The sequence below is a fragment of the Parasphingorhabdus sp. genome, from assembly GCF_036964565.1.
GTDB lineage: Bacteria > Pseudomonadota > Alphaproteobacteria > Sphingomonadales > Sphingomonadaceae > Parasphingorhabdus.
This window is the reverse complement of the sequence record NZ_JBALTN010000007.1, coordinates 170,898-186,874: the sequence shown is the minus strand read 5'-3', so window position 1 is coordinate 186,874 and position 15,977 is coordinate 170,898. Positions and strand designations below refer to the sequence as shown.

Annotated in this window: 18 protein-coding genes; 8 read left to right on the top strand and 10 right to left on the bottom strand. The window is 61.5% G+C overall.

Annotated elements, in window-relative coordinates; translation table 11 throughout:
• Nucleotides 1-94: 94 nt before the first annotated feature.
• Nucleotides 95-547 carry a GFA family protein gene (locus V7650_RS11970; RefSeq protein ID WP_335656469.1) on the bottom strand — a complete coding sequence of 151 codons (453 nt, stop codon included), beginning with the start codon at nt 545-547 and terminating at the stop codon, nt 95-97.
• 178 nt (nt 548-725) lie between these two features.
• A complete protein-coding gene (locus V7650_RS11965) occupies nt 726-1,373 on the bottom strand; it encodes a 2-hydroxychromene-2-carboxylate isomerase (RefSeq protein ID WP_335656468.1) in 648 nt (215 codons plus the stop codon).
• Between the two features lie 81 nt (nt 1,374-1,454).
• Between V7650_RS11965 and V7650_RS11960 the strand changes: the two genes are divergently transcribed.
• Genes V7650_RS11960 through V7650_RS11950 form a run of 3 tightly spaced genes read left to right on the top strand, consistent with a single transcriptional unit; the run spans nt 1,455 to nt 4,570 of the window.
• Nucleotides 1,455-1,907, top strand: coding sequence for a MarR family winged helix-turn-helix transcriptional regulator (locus V7650_RS11960; protein ID WP_335656467.1), 453 nt, complete (start codon nt 1,455-1,457; stop codon nt 1,905-1,907).
• A complete protein-coding gene (locus V7650_RS11955) occupies nt 1,907-3,016 on the top strand; it encodes an HlyD family secretion protein (RefSeq protein WP_335656466.1) in 1,110 nt (369 codons plus the stop codon). The genes V7650_RS11960 and V7650_RS11955 overlap by 1 nt, the downstream gene beginning before the upstream one ends.
• Nucleotides 3,017-4,570, top strand: coding sequence for a DHA2 family efflux MFS transporter permease subunit (locus tag V7650_RS11950; RefSeq protein WP_335656465.1), 1,554 nt, complete (start codon nt 3,017-3,019; stop codon nt 4,568-4,570).
• On the opposite strand, the gene V7650_RS11945 is transcribed toward V7650_RS11950, so the two are convergent.
• From V7650_RS11945 to ffh, 8 genes are all read right to left on the bottom strand, one after another.
• Nucleotides 4,571-5,596 carry an aspartate-semialdehyde dehydrogenase gene (locus tag V7650_RS11945; RefSeq protein ID WP_335656464.1) on the bottom strand — a complete coding sequence of 342 codons (1,026 nt, stop codon included), beginning with the start codon at nt 5,594-5,596 and terminating at the stop codon, nt 4,571-4,573.
• An 83-nt stretch (nt 5,597-5,679) separates the two neighbouring features.
• Nucleotides 5,680-6,069: a 50S ribosomal protein L19 gene (rplS, locus tag V7650_RS11940; RefSeq protein WP_335656463.1), complete on the bottom strand. Its 390-nt coding sequence runs from the start codon at nt 6,067-6,069 to the stop codon at nt 5,680-5,682.
• Between the two features lie 3 nt (nt 6,070-6,072).
• Nucleotides 6,073-6,993: a tRNA (guanosine(37)-N1)-methyltransferase TrmD gene (gene trmD / locus V7650_RS11935; protein WP_335656462.1), complete on the bottom strand. Its 921-nt coding sequence runs from the start codon at nt 6,991-6,993 to the stop codon at nt 6,073-6,075.
• Complete coding sequence (locus tag V7650_RS11930; protein ID WP_335656461.1) at nt 6,990-7,310, bottom strand: hypothetical protein; 321 nt, start codon at nt 7,308-7,310, stop codon at nt 6,990-6,992. The genes trmD and V7650_RS11930 overlap by 4 nt, the downstream gene beginning before the upstream one ends.
• A gap of 177 nt (nt 7,311-7,487) precedes the next feature.
• Nucleotides 7,488-7,802: a hypothetical protein gene (locus tag V7650_RS11925; protein WP_335656460.1), complete on the bottom strand. Its 315-nt coding sequence runs from the start codon at nt 7,800-7,802 to the stop codon at nt 7,488-7,490.
• Entirely contained in the window at nt 7,799-8,281 is a 483-nt protein-coding gene (rimM, locus tag V7650_RS11920; protein WP_335656503.1) for a ribosome maturation factor RimM, read from the bottom strand. The genes V7650_RS11925 and rimM overlap by 4 nt, the downstream gene beginning before the upstream one ends.
• A gap of 12 nt (nt 8,282-8,293) precedes the next feature.
• Nucleotides 8,294-8,827, bottom strand: coding sequence for a 30S ribosomal protein S16 (rpsP, locus tag V7650_RS11915; protein WP_335656459.1), 534 nt, complete (start codon nt 8,825-8,827; stop codon nt 8,294-8,296).
• A gap of 42 nt (nt 8,828-8,869) precedes the next feature.
• The gene (gene ffh / locus V7650_RS11910) at nt 8,870-10,333 is read right to left on the bottom strand and encodes a signal recognition particle protein (protein WP_335656458.1); all 1,464 of its coding nucleotides are present in this window, start codon (nt 10,331-10,333) and stop codon (nt 8,870-8,872) included.
• 269 nt (nt 10,334-10,602) lie between these two features.
• On the opposite strand from ffh, the gene V7650_RS11905 reads away from it, so the two are divergent.
• From V7650_RS11905 to V7650_RS11885, 5 genes are all read left to right on the top strand, one after another.
• Complete coding sequence (locus tag V7650_RS11905; protein WP_442955291.1) at nt 10,603-12,258, top strand: putative bifunctional diguanylate cyclase/phosphodiesterase; 1,656 nt, start codon at nt 10,603-10,605, stop codon at nt 12,256-12,258.
• A 70-nt stretch (nt 12,259-12,328) separates the two neighbouring features.
• Nucleotides 12,329-13,135, top strand: coding sequence for a diaminopimelate epimerase (gene dapF, locus V7650_RS11900; protein ID WP_335656456.1), 807 nt, complete (start codon nt 12,329-12,331; stop codon nt 13,133-13,135).
• Nucleotides 13,132-14,397 (top strand): tRNA (N(6)-L-threonylcarbamoyladenosine(37)-C(2))-methylthiotransferase MtaB, encoded by a 1,266-nt coding sequence (mtaB, locus tag V7650_RS11895; RefSeq protein ID WP_335656455.1) that lies wholly within the window; start codon nt 13,132-13,134, stop codon nt 14,395-14,397. Before dapF ends, mtaB begins: the two co-directional genes overlap by 4 nt.
• Nucleotides 14,394-15,323 (top strand): signal recognition particle-docking protein FtsY, encoded by a 930-nt coding sequence (gene ftsY, locus V7650_RS11890; protein WP_335656454.1) that lies wholly within the window; start codon nt 14,394-14,396, stop codon nt 15,321-15,323. The genes mtaB and ftsY overlap by 4 nt, the downstream gene beginning before the upstream one ends.
• Nucleotides 15,320-15,958 carry an inner membrane-spanning protein YciB gene (locus tag V7650_RS11885; RefSeq protein WP_335656453.1) on the top strand — a complete coding sequence of 213 codons (639 nt, stop codon included), beginning with the start codon at nt 15,320-15,322 and terminating at the stop codon, nt 15,956-15,958. The genes ftsY and V7650_RS11885 overlap by 4 nt, the downstream gene beginning before the upstream one ends.
• Nucleotides 15,959-15,977 lie beyond the last annotated feature (19 nt).

The following is a 15,977-nucleotide window of genomic DNA, read 5'->3' as shown; positions in this document are numbered from 1 at the left end:
CTTTCCAAATTGCAGGTTCGTGATCGGCAGGGTCGGACATCAGATACCGCCCACAGCATTTCCGACTGGGCCGGAAGCAGAGGGAGGGCATCCATCAAGGGTCAGGGGCCAGAATTTCAATCCATCCTTCCGGGCTGTCGGGCTGGGTATCCAGGGCGACGACATCGTCGGGAATGACAATCCACGGTTGCTTGCTGGACAGCCAGAAATGCGCCTGCGGTATCATGTCCTTGCTGCCATCCAACGTCCCGGTGCGCAGCACGATGACACCGGGCCGGACATTGTTCGATGCGTAGATCCGGCACTTGCAGGCGGTGCAGCCGATCAGAGTGCTGGTGGCCCCGCTGGGTTGCACGAAAGAGCCCTCGTCAAGGTCGCCGGAGATCGTCAGGTCATCTTCCATGACCGCCATATGGCTGCTGAAGGCGCTGCCGGTACGCCGCTGGCAATCGGTGCAATGGCAGGCATAGGGCTTCATACGAAAACCCGGTCTCAGCGTATAGCGAACCGCGCCGCACAGGCAGCCTCCGGAAAGCGTTTCGGTCATGTAGTGAGGGGGCCGGAGAGCGTTTGAAAGTTGACACAATTGCCAGGAAAAGCCGCGAATATTCCGGTGAAGCGAGCCGTGGCGTCGACCAATGCCATGCTCAATGGAGTTCCTGCCGACCGTTTCATCGCGTGCAGAATAGGCTTTGACATCGATGTAGGAAAGGCTTTTCTGAGGCTCAGCGCTCGGCCAGGCCCTTCTGCTTCATCCGCCAGACCGCGAGGTCAATGCGGTCCTGTCCGAAAAACGGTTCGCCATCGAAGACCAGCGTGGGCACGCCCCAGTGGCCGGAAGCTTCCAGCGCCTTCTGGTTGTCCGCGATCTCGGCGTCGAGATCCGACGCGTCGGACTGCGCCTCTGCCCTGAGCTCAGCGAGATTGAGTCCGGCACGCACGGCGGCGCTGGCGAGATGGTCGCCCTCGTTCCAGCCCGCGGTGCCGCCCCAGATCAGCTGCGAGACCTCGTTGGCGAATTCCAGCCCCCTGCCCCGCCGCGATGCCGCCTGGCCCATGCGGGTCAGCTCGAAAATATGGGGCTGTTCTTCGGCGATCTTGCGGGTGGCGATGTCCTGGACAATCGGATCGGGATTGGGCGGCGCCATCGGTATGCCCATATATTGCGCGACGCGGAACATGTCGCGGAACGTGTAGCCGAGCCAGTTGGGATGGTTTTTCTCAAAGAAATCCGGTTCCCGGATCGCCAGCGGATAGACGAAGCGCTGGTTGATCTGGAGATCATATTTCTCGGTCAGCGCCACATAGCGGCGGGTCGCCAGATAGCTGTAGGGCGAGCGGAAGGACCAGTAGACGTCTGCGTGCAATGTCATCGGGATATCGTAACCGCGATTGCAATCTTCGCAAGCACATAGTGATTGAGATTAGTAAGCATTGCTATTATATCTCGGCTTATGAGTGAAACCATCGGCTTTCTTGTCCACGATACCGCCCGTCTTTTCCGGCGCGAACTCAACGAGCGGATGCGCCACAGCGGCGTGACCGCGCTGCAATGGCGGCTGCTTGCCTATCTCGCCAGAAACGAGGGGACCAACCAGGTCAAGCTTGCGGAATTTCTCGAGGTCGAGCCGATCACGCTTTCCCGGATGATCGACCGGCTCGCCGAATCCGGCATGCTCAGCCGCCGCCGCGATCCCGATGACCGCCGCGCCTGGCGCCTCTATCTGGAAGCAAAGTCCCTACCCCTGATCGACGAGCTGCGCGCCGCAGCGACCCAGCTTGCCGAAACCGCCCAGGAGGGCCTGAGCACGGCGGAGCGAGCGCAACTGGCGGAGCTGGTGGAGCGCATGCGGCAGAATTTGTCGCGCAAGCCATCGGATATTGCACAATCGGAACAGGCGGCCTGATGGATATGCTGAAATCGGACAATATGGCAGAACACCACGACAGCACGCCCGCTGGCGAGGAAGAGGATAGCCCGGTTATCGAGGAGCGCTCCTCACCCCCGCCCAAACGCCGGTGGCTACGCTGGATCGTCATGGCCATCGTGCCTCTCGCGCTGATCGCGACCGGGGGATATTTCTGGCTGACCAGCGGCCAGACCGTTTCCACCGACAACGCCTATCTGCAGCAGGACCGGGTGGCGGTGGCCGCGGAAGTCGGCGGCCGGATCATCGCGGTCAACGTCGGCAGCAACGACATCGTCAAGCAGGGCGATATCCTGTTCCGGATTGATCCCGCGCCGTTCGAAATTGCCCTCGCCCAGGCCAATGCCGCGATTGCCGGCGCGGAAGTGCAGGTCCAGGCGCTGCGCACCACCGCAGCCGGCAGCAGCGTCGATATTTCGGCAGCCCGCGAAGATATCGGTTTTGCCGAAGCCAAGTTCGCTCGCCAGCGGGCGCTGATGCAGCGCGGCTTTACCACCAAGGCCGATTTCGAGGCCGCCGAGCATGCCGTCGTGCAGGCCCGCGAGAAATTGCGGCAGGCACAGGCAGATGCAGCGGAAGCGCAGAGCTTTGCCGCCAACGGCCGCTCGATGCCCGGGGAGAACCCCGCGATTGCCTCGGCAAGGGTCCAGCGGGAACAGGCGCAGCTCAACCTGTCGCGCACGGTCGTCCGGGCCCCGTCGTCGGGACGCGTGGCGCAGGCGGACCGCCTGCAGACGGGCCAGATGATGGTCAGCGGCCTTCCGGCGCTCACCATCGTCAAGGACAGCAAGAGCTGGGTGGAGGCAAATTTCAAGGAAACCGACCTTGCGGAAATGGCCGTCGGCCAGCGCGCCGAAATCACCTTTGACGCCTATCCGGATCTCAGGCTGAAGGGCCATGTCGAAAGCATCGGTGCCGGCACCGGCAGCGAATTTTCGGTGCTGCCGGCGCAAAACGCGACCGGCAACTGGGTCAAGGTAACCCAGCGGGTTCCGGTGCGCATCGCGATCGACGACAAATCGCCGCGGCCGCTGATCGCCGGCCTGTCGACCGAAGTCACCGTCGATATCCGCTCCAAGGGCAGATAGGTGGCGACCGCCGCGGCCGCTGCCGGCGCCACGCCGGAAATCCAGATCACGCCGCTGAACCGGGCGCTGCTGACCGTGGCGGTGATGGGCGCTTCGGTGATCCAGATCCTCGATTCGACCATTGCCAATGTCGCGCTGCCGCACATGCAAACCAGCCTAGGCGCATCGCTGGACAGCGTGACCTGGGTGCTGACCAGCTATATCATCGCCTCGGCGATCGCGATGCCGATCACCGGCTGGCTGGCCGACCGGATCGGCGGACGCCAGCTGTTCCTGATGTCGGTCAGCGGCTTCGTGCTGGCCTCGATGCTCTGCGGATTGGCGACAAGCCTCGAGGAGATGGTCGTCTTTCGGGTATTGCAGGGGATCAGCGGGGCGTTCATCGCGCCGCTGGCGCAAACCGTGATGCTCGACATCAACCCGCCCGAGCGGCATGCCCGGGCCATGGCGATATGGGGCATGGGGATCATGGTCGGGCCGATCATGGGACCGATCATCGGGGGCTGGCTGACCGAAAGCTACAGCTGGCGCTGGTGCTTCTATGTCAATGTGCCGATCGGGATCGCGACGATTTCCGCGCTCTGGGCGTTGCTGCCGCACAAGCCGGTGTTCCGGCGAAAATTCGATCATCTGGGATTCTGGGCGCTGGCCGTCGGCCTCGGCAGCCTGCAGCTGATGCTCGATCGCGGCACCCAGCTGGACTGGTTCGACAGCTGGGAAATCCGGATCGAGGCGGCGATTTCGATTGCCGCCTTCTGGGTGTTCGCGGTCCAGATGGCGACATCGAAGGCAGCGCTGTTTGCCAGAGAGATGCTGACCAACCGGAGTTTTGCGACCAGCCTGTTCTTCATGATCGTGATCGGCATCGTGATGTTCGCCAATATGGCACTGCTGCCGCCGATGATGCAGAATCTCTACGGCTATCCGGTGATCGACACCGGCCTGCTGCTGGCGCCGCGCGGCGTCGGCGTCCTGCTCAGCATGGCGGTTGCGGGACGGCTGGTCGGCAAGGTCGACGCCCGGATCCTGGTCGGGACCGGCTTCCTGATCGCCGCCTATTCGATGTGGCAAATGAGCCAGTGGTCGATGGAGATGAGCTGGCACCCGTTCGTGGTCAGCGGCCTGGTCCAGGGACTCGGCATGGGGCTGGTGTTCATACCTCTCAACACGCTGGCGTTCGCCTCGCTGCCGGCGCATCTGCGGACCGACGGATCGAGCCTGCTCAACCTGTTCCGCAGCATCGGCGCCTCGGTCGGCATCGCCGTCGCCTCCGCGCTGCTCGGCCGGAACATCCAGACAAGCCACAGCGACCTCGCCTCCCACATCACCAACTCGACGATCAACAATATCGACGCCAGCACCGCCGACCGCTTTCAGGGACTGGGCGACCAGGCGCTGATGTTCGCCGATGCGATGATCGACAGGCAGGCGGCGATGATCGCCTATCTTGACGATTTCTGGGCGATGATGTGGATCACGCTGGCGGTGATCCCGCTGGTGGTGCTGTTGCAGAAGCCGAGGCCCGGCGCGCAGGCCGGGCCACTGATGGAATGATCAGCCCTTCTTGAGATGCTTGCGGCCGAGCAATTCGGCAATCTGCACCGCGTTGAGCGCCGCGCCCTTGCGGAGATTGTCGCTGACGCACCAGATGTTCAGGCCGTTTTCCACGGTCGGGTCCTCGCGGACGCGGCTGATGAAGGTGGCACCGTCGCCGACGCATTCGACCGGGGTGACGTAGCCCTCGTCCTCGCGCTTGTCGACCAGCATGATGCCGGGGGCGTCGCGCAGGATCTTCTGGGCATCCTCGGCGGACAGTTCGTTCTCGAACTCGATATTGATCGATTCGCTGTGGCCGACGAACACCGGCACGCGGACGCAGGTCGCGGTGACCTTGATCTTGGGGTCGAGGATCTTCTTGGTTTCGACGACCATTTTCCATTCTTCCTTGGTCGAGCCGTCGTCGAGGAACACGTCGATATGCGGGATCACGTTGAACGCGATCTGCTTGGTGAAGACGTGGTTTTCCTTGGGGTCGCCGACGAAGATGGCGCGCGACTGCTCGAACAGTTCGTCCATGCCGCCCTTGCCGGCGCCGGAGACCGACTGGTAGGTCGAGACGACGACGCGCTTGATCGTCGCGGCATCGTGCAGCGGCTTGAGCGCAACGACCATCTGCGCGGTCGAGCAATTCGGGTTGGCGATGATATTGCGCTTCTTGTAGCCGTCGATCGCTTCCGGGTTCACTTCCGGCACGATCAGGGGCACATCGGGGTCCATGCGGTAGAGCGAGCTATTGTCGATGACGACGCAGCCGGCAGCAGCGGCCTTGGGGGCATATTCCCTGGTGGCGGCAGAACCGGCGGCAAACAGCGCGATGTCCCAGCCGGAAAAGTCGAAATGCTCGATATTCTGCACCTTGAGCATCTTGCCGGTATCGCCAATCTCGACTTCGCTGCCCTGCGAGCGGGACGAGGCTACGGCGGCGAGCTCGTCATAGGGAAATTCGCGCTCGACCAAGACATTGAGCATTTCGCGCCCGACATTGCCGGTGGCGCCGACTACTGCAACTTTGTAACCCATGTAACTTTTCCTGTGGCTGATAGTAAAACAGCCGGTTTTCCTGTGGGGAGAACCGGCTGCGTGAAACTGTTATGAAGCGTTTTTTACTTTGCTTCGGTGCCCTTCGCTGGCTGGTTCAAGCGGCGTTCCGCAATACGGGCCCGTTTACCGGTGCGGCCGCGCAGATAGTAGAGCTTCGCACGACGCACGATACCGCGGCGAACCACGGTAATGCTTTCGATATTCGGGGAGTAGAGCGGGAATACGCGCTCAACGCCTTCGCCGAACGACATTTTGCGGACGGTGAAATTGGAGCCCATGCCGCGATTGGTGCGCGCGATGCACACGCCTTCGAAATTCTGGGTACGGACGCGTTCGCCTTCAACGACGCGAACGCCGACGCGCAGCGTGTCGCCAGCGCGAAATGCGGGTATTTCCTTGGAAGCGATGAATGCGTCGACCGCTTCTTTTTCGAGTGTCTGAATCAGGTTCATGACCTATTCCTTATCTTTATCTTTTTCCTGCGCACCAGAGGGCGACTGATCCGGAGCATCCCTGTGACGCTCCCATAAATCCGGCCGCCTTAGCCGTGTATCTTCCTCTGCCCTTTGTTTCCGCCAAGCAGCTATTTTCGCATGATCCCCCGATCGCAAGACTTCAGGGATGATGCGCCCTTCCCATATCTGAGGTCGGGTATATTGCGGATATTCCAGAATTACGTTCTCGAAACTCTCGTCATCTCCGCTAGAAGACGCGCCCATTACCCCGGGCAGCAGCCGAATGCAAGCGTCTAAAAGCACCAGAGCGCCCATTTCTCCGCCGGACAGGATATAGTCGCCGATCGACACTTCTTCTATGGCGCGGGCATCGAACAGGCGCTCGTCAAATCCCTCGAACCGGCCACAGATTATGGTGACACCGGGACCGGATGCGATTTGGCGGACGCGCGCCTGGGTGAGCGGTTTGCCACGCGGGGTCATGGCGAGAATCGGTGTGACTGACGCGCCGGCAGCCGTTCGTGCTGAGCTTGTCGAAGCACCGGTGGCGTGCGCAAGCTGCCCTTCGACAGGCTCAGGGCGAACGGTGCTAGAGGCCGCTAGCCCTGAGCTTGTCGAAGGGCGCTTCTCGTCGGAGAAGCGTGGTTCGACAGGCTCACCACCAACGGCAAGCCGCTCCGCCATCCGCTCCACCGCATGGTCCACCGCTGCCGCCATGACATCGGCGCGCAGCACCATGCCGGCGCCGCCGCCAGCCGGCGTGTCGTCGACGCTGCGATGCTTGTCGGTGGTGAAATCGCGCGGGTTGATGGTGTCGCAGGACCATTTCCCCTCGGCCAGCGCCCTGCCCGCCAGCGATGTGCCGAGCGGTCCGGGGAACATTTCCGGGTAGAGGGTGAGAATTTGAGCGGTGAAGGTCATTTTTTCCAGTTCGTATATTTGAGAACGAGCAAGCTTGTCGGAATGCCAAACAAGGCACCTGTAAAAGGCCCCAGGATAGCGAGCACAACAATCGGGATGATCGTTTCCGGGTAAAAGCCTCCGCCAGATATGGCCTCGAAGCCCAATACAAAGGTCACCAGTAACCAGAGCCCCAGCGGGGCAACCATGCTGGACCAGAGAATATGCTTTCGCCGGTCCCAGTCGGGTCTCAACGTCTGGAACAAGAAATTTGCACCCAATGTTCCGAAGAGCATCAATATTCCAACGCCAATAATCGATTCGAGCAGGCCCATCATTCCGGCATTTCCCGTTCACAAAGGAATTTCAACAATACTCTTGTTCAAGCGCAAAGACAGTGACAAGTCCCAATATCAAGCTGGAAAAAGAATAGGATCGCAGCGATCAAATAGTTGCTTGCACGAGCCGCGGTTGCAACTTCTCGAGTAAATCCGACGAGATTCGAGCGGCGAAGGTCATTTCTTCCTGCGCCAGTTGATCCACAAGATCGCTGTGGTCATGCCGACAAAGAAGCTGCCGAACAGACCGACGGCCGCGCCGACCGACATCAGCATGATCGCGTCCCGGCCACAGGCCTGAACATCCGGGCAGTTGGCGGATTGCAGCCACCAGAGATTGAACAGCCAGTAGAGAAGGAAGAGCCCGGGCACCGGCAGGCTGGCCCAGAAGGGCAGCCAGGCCAGATTTACCTCGGGTTTGAGCCGCTTTGCGATTTCCAGGATCGCTATGGTGACACCGGCGATCAAGCAAATGGCGACGATCAGGATCATTGCGGCTCTACAAAATCGGCCAGCACGATCGCCGGATCATTCCGCATGTCGATCGCCTTGACCGGGACCATGAATTTCTTGCCATTGGCGCGCTCGATCTCGATCACGTCGCCGGCGCCGAATTCGTAGATGGCGAAGATTGTGCCCAGTTCCTCACCGGCGTCCGAGACACAGCGCAGGCCGATGATGTCGATATGGTAGAATTCGTCCTCTTCCAGCTCCGGCAGGGCGGAGCGCGGGACGGTCAGTTCGGTGCCGCGGGCGGCTTCGGCGCCGTTGCGGTCGGTGATTTCTGCGATGCGGGCGATCGCGCCCATCTTGTGGGGCTTGACCGATTTCAGGGTCAGCTTGCCCCCGCTGAAACTCTTGTGCTGCGCCAGGCTGTCGAGACTGTCGCAGAACAGCTTGAGCCGGACTTCCCCGGTCACCCCGTGCGCGCCAATGATGACGGCAAGGGGGACGGGTTTGTCCGGATCAATCGTGTCCAAGGATTAGCCCTCGGCCTTTTCTTCGGCTGGAGCGTCTTCGGCCTTGGCTTCTTCAGCAGCCGGTGCTTCTTCGGCAGCGGCTTCAGGGGCGGCTTCCTCGGCAGCAGGCGTTTCTTCTGCAGGCGTTTCTGCAGCAGCTTCTTCAGCTGGCGCTTCTTCGGCCGGAGCGGCTGCGGCTTCCTTGGCGGCTTCTTCAGCAGCCGCGGCCTTTTCGGCTTTCTCTTCCAGACGTTCGGTGGCCTTTTCGCCAGGCTTGCCCTTGTTCGGGTTGTTGCGCGCTTCGCGCTTCAGCAGGCCGGCGGCGTCCAGGAAACGGGCAACGCGGTCGGATGGCTTGGCACCATTTTCGAGCCAGTGCTTGGCACGCTCGGCATCGAGGACAACGCGCTTTTCGTCATCCTTGGCGAGCAGCGGGTTGTAGCTGCCGATGCGCTCAATGAACTTGCCGTCGCGCGGGGCGCGGACGTCGGCCACGACGATCTTGTAATAAGGGCGTTTCTTGGAACCGCCGCGGGACATTCTGATTGCTACTGCCATTGTAATAAACCTTTCTAAAAAATACGAAAATTCAAATTGTTGCTATTTCTTCTTGTTCAATAAATTTGCCAGGTCGGGCGGCAGGCCGCCGGGAGACATGTCGGGGAGGCCGGGCATGCCGGCCATGCCGCCGCCCTGCCCGCCCATGCCGGCACCGGCGGCTCCGCCACCGCCGCCAAACATCGACATCAATCCCTTGATTCCGCCCATCTTCCGGATGCGCTTCATCGCCTTGGCCATTTCCTGGTGCATCTTGAGCAGCTTGTTGACGTCCTGCACCGTCGTGCCGGAGCCGATTGCCACCCGCCGCTTGCGCTTGGCGTTCAGCAGACCGGGCCGCACCCGCTCTTCCTTGGTCATCGAACCGATGATCGCATCCATGCGTCCGAGAATCTTTTCGTCCATCGCGCCGCCGGCCATCGCCGCCTTGGCCTTCTTCATGCCCGGCATCATCGACGCCAGCGCGCCGAGGCCGCCCATCTGGGTCATCTGCCGCAGCTGGGCGCGCAGATCGTTGAGATCGAACTGGCCCTTGAGCATTTTTTCGGCGAGCGCTTCGGATTCTTCCTTGTCGACGACCTGCGCGGCCTTTTCGACCAGGCTGACGACATCGCCCATGCCGAGGATCCGGCCAGCAACGCGTTCCGGGTGAAATTCTTCCAGCGCGTCAATCTTCTCGCCGACGCCGACAAACTTGATCGGCTTGCCGGTGACCGCGCGCATCGACAAAGCCGCACCGCCGCGGGCATCGCCATCCATCCGGGTCAGGACGACGCCGGTAAGGTCAACCTGGTCGGAGAAATTCTGCGCGACATTGACTGCGTCCTGGCCGGTGAGCGCATCGACCACCAGCAGGATTTCCTGTGGTTTCGAGATCTCGGCAACCGCCTTCATCTCGTCCATCAGCTGCTGGTCGACGTGGAGCCGGCCAGCCGTATCGAGCATCAGGACATCGAAGCCCTGGAGCCTGGCCGCCTGCAAAGCGCGGCGGGCGATTTCGGCCGGCTGCTGGCCTGCCACAATCGGCAGGGTAGCGGCGCTGATCTGCTCGCCGAGCACCGCGAGCTGTTCCTGAGCGGCCGGTCGATTGACATCGAGCGAGGCCATCATGACCTTCTTGTTGTCCTTGTCCTTCAGCCGCTTGGCAATTTTCGCCGTCGTGGTGGTTTTACCAGAACCCTGAAGACCGACCATCATGATGATGGCGGGCGGGGCGACGGACAGTTCCAGCGCACTGACGTCCGAACCGAGCATCTCGGCGAGACCGTCGTTGACGATCTTGACCACCTGCTGGCCGGGTGTGACCGATTTCAGGACCGACTGGCCAACGGCCTTCTCGGTGACCTTTTCGACGAAATCCTTGACCACCGGCAGCGCGACATCGGCTTCGAGCAGGGCGATCCGCACTTCGCGCATGGCGCCGCGCACATCTTCTTCCCGCAGCGCGCCACGGCCGCGCAGCTTGTCGAAAACTCCGCCCAGGCGGTCGCTCAACTTATCAAACATGATCCCGCCTTTCCTTCTCAACCGCCATTTTCATGGCCAAACGCAAAAAGCGCCGGTGGGCGAAACCTCGCTGACCGGCGTGTGAGTTTTTCAAACTCTAAACTGATGGGGCAATGATCGCATCGCCTTCGTAGCCGCGCTATTAGTGCAGATTGCAGCAGACCGCAAGCAGGGAATTATTTGCGACATGAACGGTTGTTAACCTGAAATTGAGAAGTCTTCGCCAAAAGCCGCACCATAACAGTGGGAAAATGACTATGGCCCTTCCAATGGCCGACCAACAGCTCCGATCGAGGAAGCAGGGGTATAAAATCTCTGTGGGTCGGGACGTCCTGACCGGTGCCATCGTCATTCTTGCGATAATCCTGTTTGCCGGTACCGGCGGGACCATATTGTCCGACGCGATCAATTCGCTTACCGGCCAGGCAAGGGCCGGCGACAATATGCTGGTGTCGGCGTTCCTGCTCAACATCGCCCTGATCCTGTTTGGCTGGCGCCGCTACAAGGACCTGACCAAGGAAGTCGAAGAACGGGCGGCGGCAGAAGAACGTGCCCATTCTCTGGCCGTGACCGATCCGCTGACCGGACTGCTCAATCGCCGGACCATCGGCGAGCGCACGGCCGAGATGATCAGCATCGCCCAGCGCAAGCACAAGAGCATCACCTTCCTGATGCTGGATCTCGACAATTTTAAGAATATCAACGACGCCCACGGGCACAGCGCCGGCGATGCCGTGCTGCAGCAGGTGGCCTCCAGAATCGCCAATGTCCTTCCGCCGCAGAACCTGCTGGCGCGGCTCGGCGGCGACGAGTTTGCCTGCGCGTTCATCTTTGATCCGGAACATCCCAAGATGGTCGAACGGATTGCCGACGACCTGATCCAGGCGATTTCTGCCCCGATTGTCGAGGATGGCCTCCACCTGGTGGTGACCACGTCGATCGGCATGTCGCGCTACGACACGGAATCGGAGGGCGTCGACATTTTGATGCGCCGCGCCGACATTGCCATGTACTGCTCGAAAAAGCAGGGGCGGAACCGCCATTGCTGGTTCGACACCAACATGGAGCAGGAGCTGCAGACCCGGACGGTGATGGAAACGGGCATGCGAACGGGCATACCAAATGGCGAGTTCGTCCCCTATTTCGAGCAGCAGATTGATCTGGCGACCGGCAAGCTGACCGGCTTTGAGATGCTGGCGCGATGGGAATCCCCGTCGCAGGGACTGATCTCGCCGGAAATATTCATCCCGATCGCCGAAGATACCGGCATGATCGGCGACTTGTCGATGAGCATCATGCGACAGGCTCTGCACGCTGCCAAGCACTGGGATCCGTCCCTGACCATTTCGGTCAACATCTCGCCGGTCCAGCTGCTCGATCCGTGGCTGGCGCAGAAGATCGTGAAGCTGCTCGTCGAGAGCGGATTTCCCCCGAACCGGCTGGAAATCGAAATAACCGAAAGCTCGCTGTTCGAGAATCTCAGCCTCGCGCAGTCGATCGTCGGCAGCCTGAAAAACCAGGGCATCAAGATCGCGCTGGATGATTTCGGCACCGGCTACGGTTCCCTTGCCCATCTGCGCGCCCTGCCCTTCGACCGGATCAAGATCGACCGCAGCTTCGTATCGTCCCTGATCCGCAATCCGGAGAGCAAGGCGATCGTCAAGGCGATTCACGGCCTGGGCAGCAGCCTCGGCATGCCGATCACGGCAGAGGGGATCGAGGACAGGGAAACCGAGAGCGAACTGCGCGCGATCGGATGCGCCAAGGGCCAGGGCTGGTATTACGGCCGGCCTCTGACCATAGACGAGACGCGCAAGGCCCTCGCCGAACGGAACCTGCTTGCAGCCGGGCCGGCTGAAAAGGAAGTGGTGGCCCATCCTGCGCCGCCTTTCGAGGACGAAAACCCGCTACAGCAAACCGCCTGAAGCCGGTTGCCGGTGGTGAACAACGCCGAATTGCTGGACTCGCGGGGATGGCATCCCTAAATCGCCTGTCATGACGACAGGACGCTTTCACAAAATGCACGGATTGGGCAATGATTTTGTCATCATTGACGCGCGCGAGCAGCCGATCGAGCTGTCCACGGCGGGGGCAGCGGCGATTGCCGACCGGCACGCGGGCATCGGCTGCGACCAGCTGATCATCCTCCGGTCGTCGAGCGAGGCCGACGTGAGAATGCAGATATTCAACGCCGATGGCGGCGAAGTCGAAGCCTGCGGCAATGCGGCGCGGTGCGTGGCCAGACTGCTTGGCGACGAAACCCGGATCGAGACGGCGGGCGGCATCATCACCGGCCAGGCCACCGAAGAAGGTGCGATTGTCGACATGGGCGTGCCCCGCTTCGACTGGCAATCCATCCCCCTCGCCTATGCCATGGACAGCATGAACATGCCGGTCGGGTGGGAAGACCTGCAGAACCCGGCCGCGGTCAATGTCGGCAATCCGCACGTGATTTTCTTCGTCGGGGACAGCACCAGCGTCGAACTGGATCGCCTCGGCCCGATGATCGAGGTCGATCCGCTGTTTCCCGAAAAGGTGAACGTCAATGTCGCCGACATCGCCGAGGGCGCGATCAACCTCAGGGTGTGGGAACGGGGCGTGGGGCTGACCCGGGCCTGCGGCACCGGCGCCTGCGCCACCGCCGTCGCCGCGATCAGGCGCGGGCTGGTGAGCAGTCCGGTCCAGGTAAACCTGCCCGGCGGAACGCTCGTCATCCGCTGGAAGGAAGGCGGCACGATCCACATGCAGGGCCCGACGACCTATGTGTTTGCGGGCGAAGCGGACTGGGCCCAGTTTCCATGAGCGCACCGGAAATGATCAGCATGGGCTGCCGGCTCAATATCGCGGAAAGCGAGAATCTACGCCAGAATCTGGCCGCGAACCAGATCGATGGCGCCAATCTGATCATCGTCAACAGCTGCGCGGTGACCAACGAGGCGGTGCGCCAGACCCGGCAGGCGATCCGGCGGGCCAAGAAAGCCCATCCGGACAAGAATATCATCGTCACCGGCTGCGCCGCGCAGGTCGATCCCGCGATGTTTGCAGACATGCCGGAGACCAGCGCGGTGGTGGGCAATTTCGACAAATATGAAGCGGCGAACTTCAAGCTGGGCGCGCAGAGCAACCGCCCGGATATCCGGGTGTCCGACATCATGCGGGTGACCGAAACCGCTCCGCATATGGTCAGCGCCTTTGCCGAACGGGCGCGCGCCTTTGTCGAGATCCAGAATGGCTGCGACCATCGCTGCACCTTCTGCATCATCCCCTATGGCCGCGGCAACAGCCGCTCGGTCCCGGCGGGCGTGGTCGTTGACCAAGTGCGGGCGCTGGTCGACAAGGGCTTTCAGGAAGTCGTGCTGACCGGCGTCGACGTCACCAGCTACGGCCCCGACCTGCCCGGAGAACCGACGCTGGGCCTGCTGATCGAGCGGATCCTGCACCATGTTCCCGGCCTGCGGAGGCTGCGGCTGTCGTCGCTCGACGGAATCGAGATTGACGAGCGGATGGCCGAGCTGCTGACCGGCGAACAGCGGGTCATGCCACATGTGCATCTGTCGCTGCAGTCGGGCGACAACATGATCCTCAAGCGGATGAAGCGGCGGCACAACCGCGAGCAGGCGATTGCGCTGGTCGAACGGCTGAAATCCCGCCGCCCGGACATCGCGATCGGCGCCGACATTATCGCCGGCTTTCCGACCGAGGACGAGGCGATGTTTGCCAACAGCCTGGCGGTTATCGAGCAATGCGACATCGTCCATGGCCATATTTTCCCCTATTCGCCGAAACGCGGCACGCCGGCGGCAAACATGCCTCAGGTCGACGGGCAAGTGATCCGGGAAAGGGCGAGAATATTGCGAACCGCCATCGAGCGTCGCGCGGCAAGCTGGCGGAAATCGCTGATCGGGTCGAAGCAGAATATGCTGGTGGAACTGTCGGGAAATGGCGGCTATTCGGAAAATTTTGCCCGCATAAGGCTGGATCGGTCCAGCGCGGCGGGCCAGATCGTGCCGGTTGAAATCACCGGTGTCGACGACCAGCAACTGACGGGCAAGGTGGCAGCGTGACGGAAAAGAACAGTTGGAAGGATCGCCTTTTTGGCGGCTTCAGCAAGACATCATCGCGGCTGACCGAGAATCTTGCCGGCCTGGTCACCAAGGCCAGGCTGGACGAGGCAACGCTCGACGATATCGAGGATGCGCTGATCATGTCGGACCTCGGTCCGGCGACGGCGGCGGCGATACGCGAAAAGCTGGCGGTCGAGCGGTTTGAAAAAGGGCTCGACGAGCAGGCGCTCAAGGAGATCATCCGGCGGGAAATTGCCGCGATCCTGGAACCGGTGGCGATACCGCTGGAGATCGATGCCTTTCCCCGTCCGCAGGTGATCCTGGTGATCGGCGTCAACGGCTCGGGCAAGACCACCACCATTGCCAAGCTGGCGCATCTGTTCCTCGAACAGGATTATGGCGTCATGCTGGCCGCCGGCGACACGTTCCGCGCCGCCGCCATCGGCCAGCTCAAGATCTGGGCCGAGCGGCTTGGCGTGCCGATCATCAGCGGTCCACAGGGCGGCGACAGCGCCAGCATCGTCTACGAAGGCGTCAAGCAGGCGACGGCGACCGGCATCGACGTGTTAATCGTCGATACAGCCGGGCGGCTGCAGAACCGGTCCGAACTGATGGACGAACTGGACAAGATCCGGCGGGTGCTGGGCCGGCTCAATCCGGCGGCGCCGCATAATGTGGTGCTGGTGCTGGATGCGACGACCGGGCAAAATGCGCTGTCCCAGATCGAAGTGTTCCGCGATGTGGCCAAGGTCACGGGCCTGATCATGACCAAGCTCGATGGCACCGCACGCGGCGGCGTGCTGGTCGCAGCAGCAAAGCAGTTTGGATTGCCGATCCACGCCATCGGCATCGGCGAAACCGTCGAAGACCTGAAACCGTTCGAGGCCGAAGATCTGGCCGCAGCCATAGCCGGGATAGAAAAATGACCGAAGCAACCGCCATCGAAGAAATACCAAAGGACCATCGCGGGCTGAGCTTCGCGCTCGACTTCGGTCCACTGCTGATCTTCTTTCTCGTGTATAAGTTCGGCGCGCCAGAGGGCAGCCCGATAACGGCCGCCATCTATGGCACGATCGCCTTCATGATCGCGATCGTCGTCGCGATGATCGTTTCGAAGTGGAAGCTGGGCAAGATTTCACCGATGATGTGGATGTCGGCGGTGCTGATCCTGGGCTTTGGCGCGCTGACCATCTATTTCAACGATCCGCGCTTCATCCAGCACAAGCCGACGATCATCTATGCCGGCTTCGCGGTGATATTGTTTGGCGGCCTGATCATGGGCAAGGCGATGCTGAAAAGCCTGCTGCAGGCGGCCTTCGAGGGACTGAACGACACGGGTTGGCTGAAACTGTCGCGCAACTGGGGGATATTTTTTGCCGCCATGGCCGCGCTCAACGAGCTGATGGTGGCGACGCTGAGTTTCGACTGGTGGCTGACGATCAAGGTCTGGGGCGTGCCCGCGGTCTCATTCCTGTTCGCGATGGCCAATATCCCGATGCTGATGAAGCACGGCTTTTCGGTCGAAGAAAAGCCGCGCCCTGAAGGTCAGGACGCGGCCTAAACGCTTTAGCTGATTTCGA

Coding starts and splice junctions, on each gene's coding strand:
- V7650_RS11970 (WP_335656469.1), bottom strand. CDS start 547: ATGACCGAAACGCTTTCCGGAGGCTGCCTGTGCGGCGCGGTTCGCTAT.
- V7650_RS11965 (WP_335656468.1), bottom strand. CDS start 1,373: ATGACATTGCACGCAGACGTCTACTGGTCCTTCCGCTCGCCCTACAGC.
- V7650_RS11960 (WP_335656467.1), top strand. CDS start 1,455: ATGAGTGAAACCATCGGCTTTCTTGTCCACGATACCGCCCGTCTTTTC.
- V7650_RS11955 (WP_335656466.1), top strand. CDS start 1,907: ATGGATATGCTGAAATCGGACAATATGGCAGAACACCACGACAGCACG.
- V7650_RS11945 (WP_335656464.1), bottom strand. CDS start 5,596: ATGGGTTACAAAGTTGCAGTAGTCGGCGCCACCGGCAATGTCGGGCGC.
- rplS (WP_335656463.1), bottom strand. CDS start 6,069: ATGAACCTGATTCAGACACTCGAAAAAGAAGCGGTCGACGCATTCATC.
- trmD (WP_335656462.1), bottom strand. CDS start 6,993: ATGACCTTCACCGCTCAAATTCTCACCCTCTACCCGGAAATGTTCCCC.
- V7650_RS11930 (WP_335656461.1), bottom strand. CDS start 7,310: ATGATGGGCCTGCTCGAATCGATTATTGGCGTTGGAATATTGATGCTC.
- V7650_RS11925 (WP_335656460.1), bottom strand. CDS start 7,802: ATGATCCTGATCGTCGCCATTTGCTTGATCGCCGGTGTCACCATAGCG.
- rpsP (WP_335656459.1), bottom strand. CDS start 8,827: ATGGCAGTAGCAATCAGAATGTCCCGCGGCGGTTCCAAGAAACGCCCT.
- ffh (WP_335656458.1), bottom strand. CDS start 10,333: ATGTTTGATAAGTTGAGCGACCGCCTGGGCGGAGTTTTCGACAAGCTG.
- V7650_RS11905 (WP_442955291.1), top strand. CDS start 10,603: ATGGCCGACCAACAGCTCCGATCGAGGAAGCAGGGGTATAAAATCTCT.
- dapF (WP_335656456.1), top strand. CDS start 12,329: ATGACGACAGGACGCTTTCACAAAATGCACGGATTGGGCAATGATTTT.
- mtaB (WP_335656455.1), top strand. CDS start 13,132: ATGAGCGCACCGGAAATGATCAGCATGGGCTGCCGGCTCAATATCGCG.
- V7650_RS11885 (WP_335656453.1), top strand. CDS start 15,320: ATGACCGAAGCAACCGCCATCGAAGAAATACCAAAGGACCATCGCGGG.